The organism is Enterobacter sp. 03-F-07-AD-ECC, assembly GCF_047530935.1.
In the GTDB taxonomy this organism is placed as follows: Bacteria; Pseudomonadota; Gammaproteobacteria; order Enterobacterales; family Enterobacteriaceae; genus Enterobacter; species Enterobacter cloacae.
In genome coordinates this window covers 47,043-62,490 of record NZ_JBLKBZ010000012.1, presented here as the reverse complement: position 1 = coordinate 62,490, position 15,448 = coordinate 47,043, and the positions used below count along the sequence as shown (strand labels likewise).

General features: G+C 54.7%; 14 protein-coding genes. 3 read left to right on the top strand and 11 right to left on the bottom strand.

Going from position 1 to position 15,448, the window contains the following annotated elements; genetic code table 11:
* Positions 1-16: 16 nt before the first annotated feature.
* The 3 genes from ACMWKA_RS17330 to ACMWKA_RS17320 are packed head-to-tail and all read right to left on the bottom strand — an operon-like array spanning position 17 to position 4,052.
* A complete protein-coding gene (locus ACMWKA_RS17330; protein WP_013095870.1) occupies positions 17-1,798 on the bottom strand; it encodes a SmdB family multidrug efflux ABC transporter permease/ATP-binding protein in 1,782 nt (593 codons plus the stop codon).
* A complete protein-coding gene (locus tag ACMWKA_RS17325; protein WP_414760455.1) occupies positions 1,791-3,563 on the bottom strand; it encodes a SmdA family multidrug ABC transporter permease/ATP-binding protein in 1,773 nt (590 codons plus the stop codon). The genes ACMWKA_RS17330 and ACMWKA_RS17325 overlap by 8 nt, the downstream gene beginning before the upstream one ends.
* A 30-nt stretch (positions 3,564-3,593) precedes the next feature.
* A complete protein-coding gene (locus ACMWKA_RS17320) occupies positions 3,594-4,052 on the bottom strand; it encodes an Lrp/AsnC family transcriptional regulator (protein WP_020686133.1) in 459 nt (152 codons plus the stop codon).
* A gap of 115 nt (positions 4,053-4,167) precedes the next feature.
* On the opposite strand from ACMWKA_RS17320, the gene ACMWKA_RS17315 reads away from it, so the two are divergent.
* The gene (locus ACMWKA_RS17315; RefSeq protein WP_013095867.1) at positions 4,168-5,214 is read left to right on the top strand and encodes a PLP-dependent cysteine synthase family protein; all 1,047 of its coding nucleotides are present in this window, start codon (positions 4,168-4,170) and stop codon (positions 5,212-5,214) included.
* Positions 5,215-5,255: 41 nt separating this feature from the next.
* Here ACMWKA_RS17315 and cof read toward each other — a convergent pair whose 3' ends face one another.
* Positions 5,256-6,074 carry an HMP-PP phosphatase gene (gene cof / locus ACMWKA_RS17310; RefSeq protein WP_038418803.1) on the bottom strand — a complete coding sequence of 273 codons (819 nt, stop codon included), beginning with the start codon at positions 6,072-6,074 and terminating at the stop codon, positions 5,256-5,258.
* A 101-nt stretch (positions 6,075-6,175) separates the two neighbouring features.
* Between cof and ACMWKA_RS17305 the strand changes: the two genes are divergently transcribed.
* Positions 6,176-7,876, top strand: a complete 1,701-nt coding sequence (locus tag ACMWKA_RS17305) for an SgrR family transcriptional regulator (protein WP_414760454.1) — start codon at positions 6,176-6,178, stop codon at positions 7,874-7,876.
* Between the two features lie 66 nt (positions 7,877-7,942).
* The gene (queC, locus tag ACMWKA_RS17300; RefSeq protein WP_023621392.1) at positions 7,943-8,638 is read left to right on the top strand and encodes a 7-cyano-7-deazaguanine synthase QueC; all 696 of its coding nucleotides are present in this window, start codon (positions 7,943-7,945) and stop codon (positions 8,636-8,638) included.
* Positions 8,639-8,640: 2 nt separating this feature from the next.
* Here queC and ACMWKA_RS17295 read toward each other — a convergent pair whose 3' ends face one another.
* From ACMWKA_RS17295 to lon, 7 genes are all read right to left on the bottom strand, one after another.
* Entirely contained in the window at positions 8,641-8,970 is a 330-nt protein-coding gene (locus ACMWKA_RS17295) for an addiction module antidote protein (protein WP_013095863.1), read from the bottom strand.
* A complete protein-coding gene (locus tag ACMWKA_RS17290; RefSeq protein ID WP_020686128.1) occupies positions 8,957-9,310 on the bottom strand; it encodes a type II toxin-antitoxin system RelE/ParE family toxin in 354 nt (117 codons plus the stop codon). The genes ACMWKA_RS17295 and ACMWKA_RS17290 overlap by 14 nt, the downstream gene beginning before the upstream one ends.
* Before the next feature lie 47 nt (positions 9,311-9,357).
* Positions 9,358-9,756, bottom strand: a complete 399-nt coding sequence (locus ACMWKA_RS17285) for a YbgC/FadM family acyl-CoA thioesterase (protein WP_014830880.1) — start codon at positions 9,754-9,756, stop codon at positions 9,358-9,360.
* 99 nt (positions 9,757-9,855) lie between these two features.
* The gene (locus ACMWKA_RS17280; RefSeq protein WP_108454100.1) at positions 9,856-10,236 is read right to left on the bottom strand and encodes a helix-hairpin-helix domain-containing protein; all 381 of its coding nucleotides are present in this window, start codon (positions 10,234-10,236) and stop codon (positions 9,856-9,858) included.
* A 148-nt stretch (positions 10,237-10,384) separates the two neighbouring features.
* Complete coding sequence (gene ppiD / locus ACMWKA_RS17275; protein WP_414760453.1) at positions 10,385-12,256, bottom strand: peptidylprolyl isomerase; 1,872 nt, start codon at positions 12,254-12,256, stop codon at positions 10,385-10,387.
* A gap of 212 nt (positions 12,257-12,468) precedes the next feature.
* Positions 12,469-12,741 carry a nucleoid-associated protein HU-beta gene (gene hupB / locus ACMWKA_RS17270; RefSeq protein ID WP_002444653.1) on the bottom strand — a complete coding sequence of 91 codons (273 nt, stop codon included), beginning with the start codon at positions 12,739-12,741 and terminating at the stop codon, positions 12,469-12,471.
* A gap of 210 nt (positions 12,742-12,951) precedes the next feature.
* Complete coding sequence (lon, locus tag ACMWKA_RS17265) at positions 12,952-15,306, bottom strand: endopeptidase La (protein ID WP_013095859.1); 2,355 nt, start codon at positions 15,304-15,306, stop codon at positions 12,952-12,954.
* Positions 15,307-15,448: the final 142 nt, after the last annotated feature.

Genomic DNA, 15,448 nt, shown 5'->3' with positions numbered 1-15,448 from the left:
GCCTGTTTTTGGTGCATCAGGCGCTAAGCGACTCTTCCTCCCGGACGCTGGCCGCCAGCTCTTCACCCGCCAGTTGCAGCTGATACATCTGCCAGTAGCGGCCTTTCGCCTCCAGGAGCGCCCGGTGCGTACCGCGTTCAACGGCCTGCCCGCGATGCAGCACCAGAATGGTATCTGCGTCGACAATCGTTGAAAGACGGTGCGCGATAACCACCAGCGTCGTGTGATCGCGCACGGCGGCCAGTGCCTGCTGGATAGCCTGTTCAGTACCGGAGTCGATGCTGGCCGTCGCTTCATCCAGAATCAGCACCTGTGGCGTTTCAATCAGCACACGCGCCAGCGCCAGAAGCTGTTTTTGCCCGACAGAAAGATTATTCCCCTGCTCGCCCAGCCGGGTGTTGATTCCGTCGCTGAATCCGCGTGCCAGCTCAGCGAGCTGCACTTTTTCCAGCACTGCCCAGACCTGCTCCTCGGTATAATCACGCCCCAGGGTCACGTTGGCGTAAAAGGTATCGGCCAGCACGACCGGGTCTTGCTGCACCATCGCTACGCCTTTACGCAATACGCTGTGGCTGAGCGACGCCAGCGGACGTCCATCCAGACGAATTTCGCCTTTCGTTAACGGGTAGTAGCCCATCAACAGGCTGGCAAGCGTACTCTTGCCGCTGCCGGTATGCCCCACCAGCGCCACAAAGCCGCGCGACGGCACATCAAGATTGATGTCCTGCAACACCAGCCTGTCTTCACGGTAGGCAAACGAGACATGGTCAAACGTAATCGCCCCGCTTTGCAGCGGTGCTGTATCCTCACCATAGGTCTGACGCGGTCTGTCCATCAGTTCAAAGACGCGCTCGCCGGCAACCACTGCCTGCTGCAACATGGATTGTTGGGTTGTGAGTTCAATCAGCGGCTCGTTCAGGCGTCCCAGATAGCTGATAAAAGCATACAGAACCCCCACTTCAATCGTTCCGCCCGGACTCAGGCCAAAGAGCATCAGCAGGCCACAAAGCACCAGCGCCGAGAAGAGGCTCAGCAGCGGACGCAGCAGGAAACCATCAAGGCGCAGCGTCTGCATACGCGCCATATAGTGCGAACGGCTGGCTTCGCCCATGCGTTCGCCAAAGCGAGCCTGCTGGCGGAACTGCTGGATGACGCTCATGCCGTTGATCACTTCGTTGAAGCCATCGTTAATATCGGCCAGGTAGGTCCGCACCCGACGTACAATGGGCGTGCTGTAGCGCTGATAGATCACCATCACAATCAGCACTGCCGGGAAAATCGCGATCGCCACCAGCGCCATACGCCAGTCAAGGCTGAACATCGCCACCAGCATGGCGCCAATCAGCGCGGCACTGCGCAGCACGGTCGCCACGACCGTCACGTACAGATCGCGGATCACCTCGGTATCGTTGGTCACCCGCGAAATCACCTGCCCGACCGGCTGGATATCAAACTCGCTCAGCGGCTGGCGCAGCGCAGCATCCATAACGTCGGTACGCAGCTTCTGAACCACACCCACCGCCGCCCGGTTAAAGAGTAGCGACTGCGCATAGTGCAGGCCAGCCGCTGCCAGCTGTAGCCCCACATAGGCCACGCCTAACCCCGCCACCAGCCCCAGCGGCAAATAGCTTTTCGCAACCATATTGTCGATGAAATAACTGATGAGCAGCGGACCGCTCACTTCTGCAATCGCCGCAATCCACAGCAGCACGACGGCAAGAGCAAGGGGTTTTCGCCATGGCGAACCGTAGGCCAGCAGGCGTTTTAGCGTCGGCCACTGCGTTTTTGATTTACGCATTAGCGTCCTCCTCTTCCTGTTCCGGGGCATCGTCGAGTGCCGCTTCAAGCTGCTGATAGCGATACATATCGCGATACCAGCCCGGTTGCTCCGCAAGCTGGTCATGCTGCCCGCGCTGGGCAATGTGCCCGTGCTGCAACACCAGAATTTCACTGGCTTCCGTCAGCGCTGACAAACGGTGGGCACTGATGATCACCGTCCGTCCGTCGCTCCACTGGCGAAGGTTATGCAGGATCTGGTGCTCGGTTCGACCATCCACAGCAGAAAGCGCATCATCCAGGATCAGGATTTCAGCATTGAGCAGCAGCGCACGGGCAATGGAAATTCGCTGTTTTTGCCCGCCAGAGAGCATAACGCCACGTTCACCCACCTCCGTTTCATACCCCTGAGGCAGACGCAAAATATCGTCATGTACGCTGGCTAAGCGCGCCACATGCTCAATCTCTTCCTGCGTGGCCGATGGACAGCCAAGGGCTATGTTGTTCGCCACGGTGTCAGAAAAGAGAAACGGCGTCTGGCTGACCACGGCCAGTCGGCGACGCCAGTCGTCAAGTTGCAGTGTCGTGAGGGGAAGATTGTGGAAACGAATATCCCCCTGCGTGACATCAAAGTGACGCTGGAGCAGCGAAAGAACGGTACTTTTGCCGGATCCCGTCGGGCCACAGATCCCGAGCATTTGCCCCGGTTGCAGCGTAAAGCTGACGTTTTCCAGCACCGGATGTTCCGTCTGCGGATAAACAAACGTACGGATGTTGACGTTCATCACCCCACGCCCTTCCGGTACCGGTTCGGTACCGTCGTTGACCACTGGCGCTTCAGACAACATGTCGCGAATGCGGCTATAGGCGGCACTGCCGCGCTCCACGATGTTAAACATCCAGGCCAGCGCCAGCATCGGCCAAATCATCAGCCCCAGGTACATGGCAAAACTGGTTAACTGCCCCAGGGTCAAGGTGCCCTGCACCACCATCCAGCTCCCGCCACCGACGGCCAACAGGTTGGCCATGCCAATAGCGATATAGATGGTCGGATCAAAGCGCGCATCAATACGCGCAACACGCATGTTTTTTGCGCCGGTGTCTGCGGCATCGGCCGCAAACAGGGCAGATTGCCGATCCTCCAGACCAAAGGCTTTGATCATGCGGATGCTGGTCATACTCTCCTGCGTGCGATCGTTTAGTGACGAAAACGCCGCCTGCGCCAGCTTGAAACGTTCGTGCAGTTGTTCGCCATAACGGTTGATCGCCAGCGCCATCAGCGGCATCGGCAGCAATGCCAGCAGGGTAAGTTGCCAGCTGATCTGAGTGGACATCACAATCAGAACCGCGCAGCCCATCACCAGCGAATCCACCAGCGTTAACACCCCTTCCCCGGCTGCGAACACCACGCGATCGACGTCGTTGGTGGCGCGGGCGATGAGATCCCCGGTGCGATGGCGCAGGTAAAACTCGGGGTGCTGGCGACTCAGCTGACGGTAAAAATCCTCGCGCAGCTCAACGGCCAGCTGATAGGACGCGCCAAACAGCAGCACGCGCCAGACGTAACGCAGCAAATAGACGATGACGGCCGTCAGCACCAGCGTGCCAACCCACATCAACACCCGTGCGGTGGTGTAATGCTGTTCCGTAACGCCATCCACGACGTAGCCCACCACCTTCGGCGGGATCAGCTGCAAAATGGCAATGATGATAAGCAGGAGAACTGCGCCGAGGTAGCGCTGCCACTCCCGACGAAAGTACCAGCTTAGTTGGGCAAATAATCGCACGCGGTTTGTTCCTGAAGGTATTTTATGGAGTTATTCAATGGGTAACGCTGTGGTGTATTTAATCTGTTCCATGGCGAAGCTTGAGGTGACGTCCGACAAGCCCGGTACGCTATTCACCAGCCGCTTGTAGAAATCATCATAGCGCTTCATGTCTGCCACCTGGACACGCATCAGATAATCGTACTCCCCGGCCATACGCCAGAAGCCGAGGACCTCCGGCATGTCAGAGACCTGGTTTACGAAGCGGCAATACCATTCGCTGCTGTGATGCTGCGTTTTTATCAGGACAAAGGCCGTCAGGCCCAGCCCCAGTTTTTCGGGATCTAATAACGCGACACGCCCCAGCAGAATGCCGTCATCTTCCAGCTTCTTGAGGCGCTTCCAGCACGGTGTGGTGGTCAGATTAACGGCATCTGCCAGCGCCTGCAAAGAGAGGGTGCAGTCACTTTGCAGCAATGAAAGCAGCTTGCGGTCAATTTTATCTAGCATACCCACCTCACAGAGAAAATTTTTCTCCCTTCATTCTATTTTAAAGGCCAGATAGCAACAATTTTTTCTGTGCTTTTCGCTATGCTGGGCACAAAATGACAAACGGATAATTACGATGAATAGCAATTGGGTTAAACATGCCATCAGCGAAATCAATGCCGACTACCAGCGCTCGGCCGACACCCATTTAATCCGCCTCGCCCTGCCGGGGTTTGCGGGGATTCAGCTGTATCTGAAAGATGAAAGCACCCATCCTACGGGGAGCCTGAAGCATCGTCTGGCGCGTTCGCTGTTCCTGTATGGCTTGTGTAACGGCTGGATTAAAGAAGGCACGACAATTATTGAATCGTCATCCGGTTCAACCGCCGTCTCCGAAGCCTATTTCGCCCGCCTGCTGGGCCTGCCGTTTATCGCCGTCATGCCCTCCTGCACCGCGAAACGCAAAATCGAACAGATCGAATTTTATGGCGGACGCTGCCACTTTGTAGAAAGCGCCTGCGAAATTTACGCCGCCTCGGAAATGCTGGCCCGTGAGCTGAACGGCCACTATATGGATCAGTTCACCTTCGCCGAGCGTGCAACCGACTGGCGTGGCAATAACAATATAGCGGACAGTATTTTCCGCCAGATGACTCATGAGCCTCATCCGGTTCCGTCATATATCGTCATGAGCGCCGGTACGGGCGGAACCTCGGCCACCATTGGCCGCTATATCCGCTGTCAGGGCTACGATACGCAACTGATGGTGGTTGATCCGCAAAACTCGGTATTCCTCGACTACTGGCAAAGCCGCAATGCCGACCTGCGCAGTCCGGTGGGCAGTAAAATTGAAGGGATTGGCCGCCCGCGTGTTGAGCCGTCGTTCATTCCTGATGTGGTGGATGAAATGCTCCGCGTACCGGATGCCGCCAGCGTCGCGACGGCGCACTGGCTGGAGACGCAGCTGGGCCGCAAGGTGGGTGCCTCTACCGGTACCAATATGTGGGGCGCGCTGCAGCTGGCAGCACGCATGCGTGAAGAGGGCCGCACGGGCTCTATCGTCACGCTGCTGTGCGACAGCGGGGAGCGCTACCTGGAAACCTATTACAACGCGGAGTGGGTGCAGGCAAACATCGGCGATATTGCGCCGTGGCAAGCGCAAATTGCACAGCTGGTGAAATAAAAAAAAGCCAGACCGAAGTCTGGCTTGCTGGAAGGGTCTCACTATTCGGGGGAATATGGGAGGGTGTTGTTGTCCAGCCAATGTGTTAAAAAATGGGACACCGCTTCATTACGGCAGTGTCCGATAACCGGCAGATGAGGAAGCGCAGAGATCAGCTGCGGCATAGCATTCCCCATAATCAAACCGCGCCCGACGCTGCCCAGCATCTCGCGGTCGTTCATGGCGTCACCAAACGCCATACACTCCTGCAGCGTCAAGCCCAGGTGGTCGCTCAGGACCGCCAGGGCAGAACCTTTGTTACACCCCACCGGCAACACTTCCAGACAATCCACCGCCGAAAAGGTCAGATGGGCCCGGTCGCCTAACGCCTCATTCAACTGAATACGTAAGCGGCAGAGATCGTCGTGATCGCCACAAAAACAGATCTTGGTCACCGCGTGGGCAGGTATGCGGCGCAGATCCATCAGCTGATAACGAAAACCGCTGTAGACATGCGCATGGAGAAGTTGAGGGATTTCACGCCCGGTAAACCAGCCGTTATCGTTAAAGACATGAACGCTGGCCTGGGTATCCCAGGTACTGTGCAGCACGATATCCGCCACTTCCGGGTTGAGATCCTGACGGTGCAGCACCTCCCCTTCGACCGAATGAATTCGTGTTCCGTTGCCGGTAATCAGAAATGCATCCAGGGAAAATGCGCCCAGCAGATGGCGCATCTCCAGCACATGACGGCCAGTGGCAAACGTCAGGGTTACATCACGCTCACGCAGGCGCTTAAGGGTGTTCAGGGTTTTCTCCCCTAAACGGTGATCCGGCATTAACAACGTGCCGTCCATATCAAATGCAGCGAGCCGAGCCATCATAACTCCCGAAATGTGATGCGATTAACTTGTGCATCAGTATTGCGTGAGATATACGGAAGTAATAGTGAATAGATGAGAATTATTGTTCCGGGTTTATTATGCGCCAGCTCAACCGCCTCAAACAGTATCAGCGCCTGTGGCAGCCCTCCGAAGGGGCACCGCAGCAGGTCACCATTGCGGAGCTCGCCAGCCGCTGTTTTTGCAGCGAGCGGCATGTTCGCACCCTGCTGCGTCAGGCGCAGGAGGCTGGCTGGCTGAACTGGCATGCGCAGTCTGGTCGCGGCAAGCGCGGCGAGCTCAGGTTTTATGTCAGCCCGGAATCACTGCGCAATACAATGATGGAAGAAGCGCTGAAGCATGGGCAGCAGCATAACGCCCTGGAGCTGGCCCAGCTTGCGCCGGAAGAGTTGCGGGAGTTGCTGCATCCCTTTTTGGGCGGACAGTGGCAAAACGATACGCCGACGCTGCGCATTCCCTATTACCGCTCGCTGGATGCCCTACAGCCTGGCTTTTTACCCGGCCGGGCGGAGCAGCACCTGGCAGGCCAGGTTTTCTCCGGGCTGACGCGCTTTAACGGTAACAGCAGCGAACCAACAGGCGATCTTGCCCATCACTGGGAAGTCACGGATGGCGGCCTGCGCTGGCATTTTTATATCCGCTCGACCCTGCACTGGCATAATGGCGACAAAATTGAGACAGCGCAGTTGCAGCGGAGCCTGAAGGCCCTGCTTATGCTGCCAGCCCTGCGCAAACTGTTCCAGAGCGTATTAGATATGGAGGTCACTCACCCGCAATGCCTGACGTTTACCCTGCATCAACCGGACTACTGGTTGCCCCATCGTCTGGCGACCTACTGTAGCCGTCTGGCCCACCCTGATCAGCCCATGACGGGCAGCGGCCCTTTCAGGCTGAGCGTGTTTGATTCCGAGCTGGTGCGTCTGGAAAGCCACGAGCAGTACCATCTTAGCCACCCGCTGATCAAGGCGATTGAATACTGGATCACGCCGACGCTATTCGATTACGGACTGGGGACCAGCTGTCGTCATCCGGTGCAGATTGCCATTGGCGAGCCTGATGAACTGGAGAGCCTGCGGCTGGTAAGTAACAGCACCAGCCTGGGCTTCTGTTATCTCACCCTGAAACAGAGCGACCGGATGAGTGAACTGCAGGCTAGACGGCTAATTAATATCATCCATCTCTCAACGCTGCTGCATACGCTCCCGCTGAACGAAGGGTTGATTACCCCAACAGAAGAGCTGCTTCCAGGCATGCCTATTCCCCGGTGGCCGGATTTAACGCACGTTCTTTTACCGGCAGCGTTAACCCTCGTCTACCATTTGCCCGTTGAGTTACACACCATGGCAAACCAGCTAAAACAGTACCTTGCGCAGCAGGGCTGCGAACTGACCGTTATCTTTCACGATGCGAAGACGTGGGACGGGTGTCCGCAGCTTGCCGATGCGGACATGATGATGGGAGACAGGCTGATTGGCGAAGCGCCGGAGTACACACTTGAACAGTGGCTTCGGTGCGATACCCTCTGGCCGCATCTGCTAAGCGCGCCGCAAGTTGCGCATCTGCAAGCCACGCTGGATGCCGTACAGACTCAGGCCGATGAGCAGGCAAGACACGCTGGCCTGAGGGCCATCTTTACCCGGCTGATGGATAATGCGGTGCTGACGCCGCTGTTTAACTACCAGTATCAAATTAGCGCGCCACCGGGGGTAAACGGAATACGACTGAATACCCGTGGCTGGTTTGATTTCACTGAAGCCTGGCTTCCAGCCCCCCGGTCGTGAAGAAGCTGGTCGTCGCCGAAGTCAGACGGTAACATAATGTTTTTACCGTAACTGTCGAGATGATTTATGAAACGTGCCGTCGTCGTGTTCAGCGGAGGACAAGATTCCACTACCTGCCTGGTTCAGGCGCTTCACCAGTACGATGAAGTGCATTGTGTCACTTTCGATTATGGCCAGCGCCATCGCGCTGAAATCGACGTTGCCCGCGAACTGGCGTTGAAACTGGGCGCACGCGCGCATAAGGTGCTGGACGTCACACTGTTAAACGAACTGGCCGTCAGCAGCCTCACCCGCGACAGTATTCCTGTTCCTGATTACACACCTGACGCCAGCGGTATTCCCAATACCTTTGTGCCGGGCCGTAATATTCTTTTTCTGACCCTGACGGCCATTTACGCCTACCAGGTGCAAGCCGAAGCGGTGATCACCGGCGTTTGCGAAACCGACTTCTCCGGTTACCCGGACTGCCGCGACGAGTTTGTAAAAGCGCTTAATCATGCGGTAAATCTGGGGATGGCCAAGGAGACGCGCTTTGAAACGCCGCTAATGTGGCTTGATAAAGCGGAAACCTGGGCACTGGCGGACTACTGGGGCAAGCTGGATCTGGTTCGCAGCGAAACCCTGACCTGCTACAACGGCATTAAGGGCGACGGATGTGGCCAGTGCGCCGCCTGTAACCTGCGTGCCAATGGCTTGAATCACTACCTGGCAGATAAAGCCGGTGTGATGGCCGCGATGCAGAAAAAAACCGGGCTGAAATAGGGTTATTTGACCGTGCTGTCGAACAGTTTTACACCGGCAGCACGCGTGACTTTCATTAGCGTAGTCAACGTTGGATTGCCATTATCAGACAAGGTTCGGTATAGCTGCTGACGGGAAAGACCTGCTTTGGCAGCAATTTCACCTATACCGCCGCGGGATTCGATGACCTGGCGGAGTGCAATGAGATAGGCAGGGATCCCCTGATCCTCATAAATTTCTTCCAGTGCTATTTGCAGGTAAAGTTGAGCATAGGAAGGATTCTCACGAAGCATTTTTACAACCGCATCGTGATGGTTAACAGAACTTGAATAGTGTCGTTTAGAAGTGCTCATCTGTTTTTCCTTTAGATAGATGATCTTTCAAGAAATCTACCGCCTGTTTAACATCTTGTTTTTGACTCTTCTTGTCACCACCGATGAGTAACAACAAGACCCTCTGATGCTCTACGGCAAAATAGATCCTGTAACCGGGACCACTATCAATTCGCATCTCCCAAACACCTTCTCTAAGGTATTTGTAATCACCAAAATTATGCTTTATTGCACGGTTAATACGCATAAGGATCCGTAAAACGGTCTCCGGATCCTTTCTACGCATCCTGGTTATCCACTCCTCAAACGGCACTTTGCCGTCACGGGTCCGATAACGCTCAACAACATAGTCCCTGTCCATTATTCTATCCCTGGAAAAACACTTTGTCTTTTATAAAAGACAAAAAATCACACGATCATCAACTCCAGCTTTTCCCGCAACTCCCCTTCCAGCGGCAGTGCTTTCTGCGTTTTCAGATCGATACAAACGAAGGTGATCAGCGCATCGGCTACCACCTGCCCTTCCGGATCCAGCGTCACGACCTGACTGAGCACGCCGCTCTTCCCGTTTAGCTGTTGTACCTGGCTGGTCACTGTAAGCACATCCCCCAGCACGGCCGGGCGACGGTAGTTGATATTGATGTTGACGACCACGAACGCGATGTTGTGCGCGGTCAGCCATTGGAAGCTTTCGCTGTTTTCCAGCCCATCCCAGCGCGCCTCTTCAAGAAATTCGAGATAGCGGGCGTTATTCACGTGCTGGTAAACATCAAGATGAAAACCGCGTACTTTGATTTTTGTCTGCATAGCGCAATAGCCTTTACTGTTGTTATAGGATAAGAGGTCAAGACTGGTATGACCTCTTTATCCTGGCAAACTTTTGCTGCTGTGCAAGTAAAACTGAAATTACAACGTCAGGTGTGAGAGGTTGCGCTCAACCAGTGAACTGCCCATCCCCGGAACCTGCCTGAGGTCGTCAACCGTTTTAAACGGGCCGTACTCTTCACGGTAGCTGACGATAGCCTGCGCTTTTTTTAGCCCTACGCCGTTCATCACGCGGGCGAGATCTTCAGCCGAGGCCGTATTAATGCTGACGCGTGTACCGTCGTCCTCTGTGCTTTTTCCAGGTTCAGCGGCTTTGGTTTGAGCAGATGCCTGTGCAGCGGGGTCAGTTTTACTCTGTACAGACTGCGTTTTGGCTGCGGGGGCCGCCGCCAGTGCGCCTGCGCTCATTCCGGTGGCGGCAATAGCCAGTGTGATTAGCAGTGCTTTGATTCCACATTTCATGCTGTTATCTCCTTGTTTGTTGACAGCCATGTCACCATAGCCGTCAGCCAAAGGAGGCTCAAATATGCATTTACAGAAATGGAAAAGGCCGCGAAAGCGGCCTTCAGGGTTTGCAGAGCGTTACGAAAATCTGCGAGCAGATACGTAATTATTGCTGCTGAGTGATGGCATCGCCCAGCTTGATTTTGGCTTCTTTACGCAGGTTGCTCATCATCGCTTCGAAAGCAATCTGGGCATTGTTCTGGGTGATACCCTGAACCATTGCTTTCTTTTGCGCTTCTGGCATGGTGCCGGCTTTCACTTCATCCAGCGCCAGCAGAACGACGTTCCCCTGCATGTCGGTTGTTGTCCCGAAGCTCGGTTTGTCTTTCGCTGGCAGGCTCAGACCAAACACAGCCTGGCTGATTGGGTCCTGACCGGTACGGCTCAGCGTTTTCGCGTCACCGAAGCTCAGACCCGCCGCTTTCAGGGCGTCTTCTTTACCGGCTTTCAGGTCAGCCAGGATCTTCTCAGCATCCAGTTTTGCCTGCTGTTCCGCTTTGCTATGTTTAACCTGCGCCACAACCTGATCTTTCACTTCCGCCAGCGGTTTTACCGCTTCAGGCTTGTGCTCGCTCACGCGCAGAACAAACGCACGGTCACCGTCAACGGTAATGATATCGGAGTTGCTGCCCGGCGTACCGTTCTCGCCCACCAGACCACCGTTAAAGATGGCATCCGAAACCGGTTTGAAGTTCAGATCTTCCGGCAGGTTGTCTCGGCCAAACCAGCCGGTCTCAACCGCTTTCACGCCAGCAGCCTGCTCTGCACCGGCCAGAGATTCGTTGTCGTTGCTCGCCGCATCGCTCACTTTCTGCTGCAGGGCATAGTACGCATCGAGCGCTTTTTCCTGCTTCACTTTGGCGGCGATATCATCACGCACCTCAGCCAGTGGTTTGGTTTTAGCGGCTTCGATATCATCCAGACGCGCAACCAGGAAACCAACGGACGATTTAATCACACCCGACAGCTGGCCCTTGTCTTTCAGACCGGCATTTTTCAGCTCATCCGGCGTAGTCGCCGCTTCCAGCCAGCCCATATCGCCGCCATTTTTGGCAGAGATGATGTCGGTGGATTTTGCTTTCGCAACGGTGGCGAAATCTGCGCCTTTGTTCAGCTCATCCAGCACCGCTTTGGCATCGGCTTCGGTTTTGGTCTGAATCACGCTGTAGCGGTTACGCTGCGGCTGAGTGAACTGATCCTGATGCTGATCGTAGTAAGACTGGATTTCTGCATCAGTCGCGGTTTCCTGCAACGCAGCAGCATCCAGCTTGATATAGCTCACGCGGAACTGCTCAGGTGCAACAAAGCTGTTTTTATTCTGCTCGTACCAGGCGTTAACCTCTGCGTCGCTCACCTGCTGCTTCGCCGCGAGCGCATTCACATCAATGGTCGCCTGACGCACAACACGCTGCTGTGCCACCAGGGCTGCCAGTTCGTCAGTTTCACCTTTGAGCATGAAATCAGTACCAACCACCGCATTGATGAGCTGTTGCGTCGTCAGCTGGTTACGCAGCGCCTGCGCGTATTGATCGGCCGTCATGCCCATCTGATTCACAATGCTGTTATAGCGAGCGTTGTCGAACTTGCCGTTAGACTGGAAAGCCTGAGTCGAGAAGATGGCTTTTTTAACCTGCTCATCGCTGATACCCAGCCCCAGTTTTTTGGCATATTGATCGAGGAGCGCTTCGTCAATCAGGCGATTCAGCGTCTGCTGGCGCAGGGTTTTCATGTATCCTTCGTTCGCAGCCAGCTCAGAGAATTGGTCGCCCAGCTGTTGCTGCATACGGTTACGTTCACCGGCAAACGCGTTCTCGAACTGACCGCGGCTGATTTCCTGGCCGTTCACTTTTGCGGCATAGTTTGCGCCACCGCCGATAAGGTAACTGCTCACGCCGGTCAATATGAACGACACGATAATGATACCGAAAATAATCTTGAGCACGAGACTGTTAGCAGCCGTGCGTAAGCTGTCCATCATGGTGTAACAACACTCCGCTGTAGGTGACTGGTTACCTGACGCTAACGGAAAATCCTGACCGTCGCGCGTAAAGGCGTATTGTGACAAGAAAACGGGGCGATTGTCAGCCCACAACTCGCATAAACTCGCACAAATCAGGTCTGGACAAATAAAAAAGGCACATCAAATGATGCGCCCTTGTACTTTTCGGCTTCCCTGAAACGGGAAAGCAATCAGTTTACTGCGTCTTTCAGCGCTTTACCTGCACGGAAACCCGGCACTTTAGCGGCAGCAATGGTGATCTCTTTACCGGTCTGAGGGTTGCGGCCAGTACGGGCAGCACGCTCTTTAACAGCAAAAGTACCGAAGCCTACCAGTGCAACGTCGTCCCCAGCCTGCAGAGATTCAGTAACAGAAGCAATTAATGCATCTAACGCACGTCCAGCTGCAGCTTTAGAAATATCAGCACCAGCAGCAATTTTGTCAATCAGTTGAGATTTATTCACTGTTCTCTTCCTCTCTTTATAATTTATATCGCGCCTGAATCCTTCACAACGCGACCGCGCAGCAGTTATATCAGGCCTGCCATGACCTTACAACACCCGTTGTTGATGGCTGACCTAATCAGCAATCTAAATTAGCTATACAAAAAAAGGCTGGCAAGTGCGAAATGACTTACCAGCCTTGTTTTTATTGACGCTCTTTGCGCGAGGTCACTATTTTGCGGTCACAACCTGCATTCCGGAGGGTTCATTCTGCAATGCGAGAGTAAGAACCTCCTCAATTCGCTTAACAGGATGGATCTGCAGATCGGCAATCACGTTGTCCGGAATCTCTTCCAGATCGCGTTTATTTTCGTAAGGAATCAATACGGTTTTGATCCCACCACGATGTGCCGCCAGCAGTTTTTCTTTTAACCCACCAATTGGCAGAACCTGACCACGCAGGGTAATTTCACCGGTCATTGCGACATCAGCACGCACCGGGTTCCCTGTGAGACAGGAGACCAGCGCGGTACACATCGCGATACCGGCGCTTGGGCCATCTTTCGGCGTTGCCCCTTCCGGGACGTGAACGTGGATGTCACGTTTTTCGTAGAAATCCGGGTTGATCCCCAGTTTCTCCGCACGTGCGCGAACCACAGTCAAGGCCGCCTGGATGGACTCCTGCATGACTTCACCCAAAGAACCGGTGTAGGTCAGCTTACCTTTACCTGGCACACAGGCGGTTTCGATGGTCAGCAGATCGCCGCCCACTTCCGTCCATGCCAGACCGGTGACCTGACCCACGCGGTTTTCGTTGTCCGCACGGCCATAGTCGAAACGCTGAACGCCCAGATAGGCATGCAGATTGTCGCCGTTAATGGTGATGTGCTTCAGGCTCTTATCCAGCAGCAGCTGTTTCACCGCTTTACGGCACAGTTTCGAGATTTCACGCTCAAGGCTACGCACGCCCGCTTCGCGAGTGTAGTAGCGAATGATGCCGATAATCGCGCTGTCCTCGACGGTCAGTTCGTTGGCTTTCAGTGCGTTACGCTCAATCTGTTTCGGCAGCAGATGCTGCTTCGCAATATTCAGCTTCTCGTCTTCGGTATAACCAGACAGACGGATCACTTCCATACGATCCAGCAGCGGAGCCGGAATGTTCATGGAGTTGGAGGTCGCCACGAACATCACATCGCTCAGATCGTAGTCCACTTCCAGGTAGTGATCGCTGAACGCCACGTTCTGTTCTGGATCAAGCACTTCCAGCAGAGCCGAGGCCGGATCGCCACGCATATCCGACGACATTTTGTCGATCTCATCGAGCAGGAACAGTGGGTTTTTAACCCCTACTTTCGCCATCTTCTGGATCAATTTACCCGGCATAGAACCGATGTAGGTACGACGGTGGCCGCGGATTTCCGCTTCGTCGCGTACGCCACCCAGCGCCATACGGATATATTTACGTCCGGTCGCTTTCGCAATGGACTGGCCCAGAGAGGTTTTACCTACCCCTGGCGGTCCAACCAGACAGAGGATTGGGCCTTTCAGTTTGTTTACACGGCTTTGTACCGCAAGGTACTCAAGGATGCGGTCTTTAACACGCTCCAGGCCGTAGTGGTCGGTATCCAGGATCTCCTGCGCCTGACGCAGGTCTTTTTTGACCTTGCTGCGGGCATTCCACGGCACCTGAACCATCCACTCGATGTAGCCACGCACCACCGTCGCTTCAGCCGACATCGGAGACATCATTTTCAGCTTCTGCAGTTCAGCTTCCGCTTTCTCTTTGGCCTCTTTCGGCATTTTTGCCGCGTCGATCTTACGCTTCAGCGCTTCGTTTTCGTCCGGCGCGTCGTCCATCTCGCCGAGTTCTTTCTGAATGGCTTTCATTTGCTCATTCAGATAGTACTCACGCTGCGATTTTTCCATCTGCTTTTTCACGCGGTTGCGAATACGCTTCTCAACCTGCAGCAGATCGATTTCAGACTCCATCATCGCCATCAGATATTCCAGACGTTCGTTAACGTCGGACATCTCCAGCACGGACTGTTTGTCCGCCAGCTTCAGCGGCATATGCGCTGCGATGGTGTCCGCCAGACGTGCGGGATCGTCGATGCTGTTCAGCGACGTCAGCACTTCTGGTGGAATTTTCTTGTTCAGCTTGATATAGCCTTCAAACTGGCTAATCGCGGTGCGCACCAGCACTTCCTGCTCGCGCTCATCAAGCTGAGGCGAATCAAGGTACTCTGCCTTGGCAGAGAAATGTTCGCCATTGTCAGACAGGGTGGTAATACGCGCACGCTGCAGGCCTTCTACCAGCACCTTAACGGTGCCGTCAGGCAGCTTCAGCATCTGCAAAATAGAGGCCACGGTCCCGACGGTGAAAAGATCGTTTACACCCGGCTCATCCGTCGAAGCTTCCTTCTGCGCAACCAACATGATTTTTTTATCATGATCCATGGCGGCTTCGAGGCAACGGATAGATTTTTCCCGCCCTACAAATAAGGGTATGACCATGTGCGGATAAACCACCACATCGCGCAACGGCAATACGGGGATTTCAATGCGTTCAGAACGCTCAGGATTCATAGAGCTCTCTCTTAGTTTAGTGTCCGCCAGGTAAACTGGTCATGTAACAGTGCTTCACACAACCATTAACATGTAATCCAGTATATGGGGATGTTTCCCACACATTCAACGCCATGAATACGGAAAAAGTAAAGGGGAGATA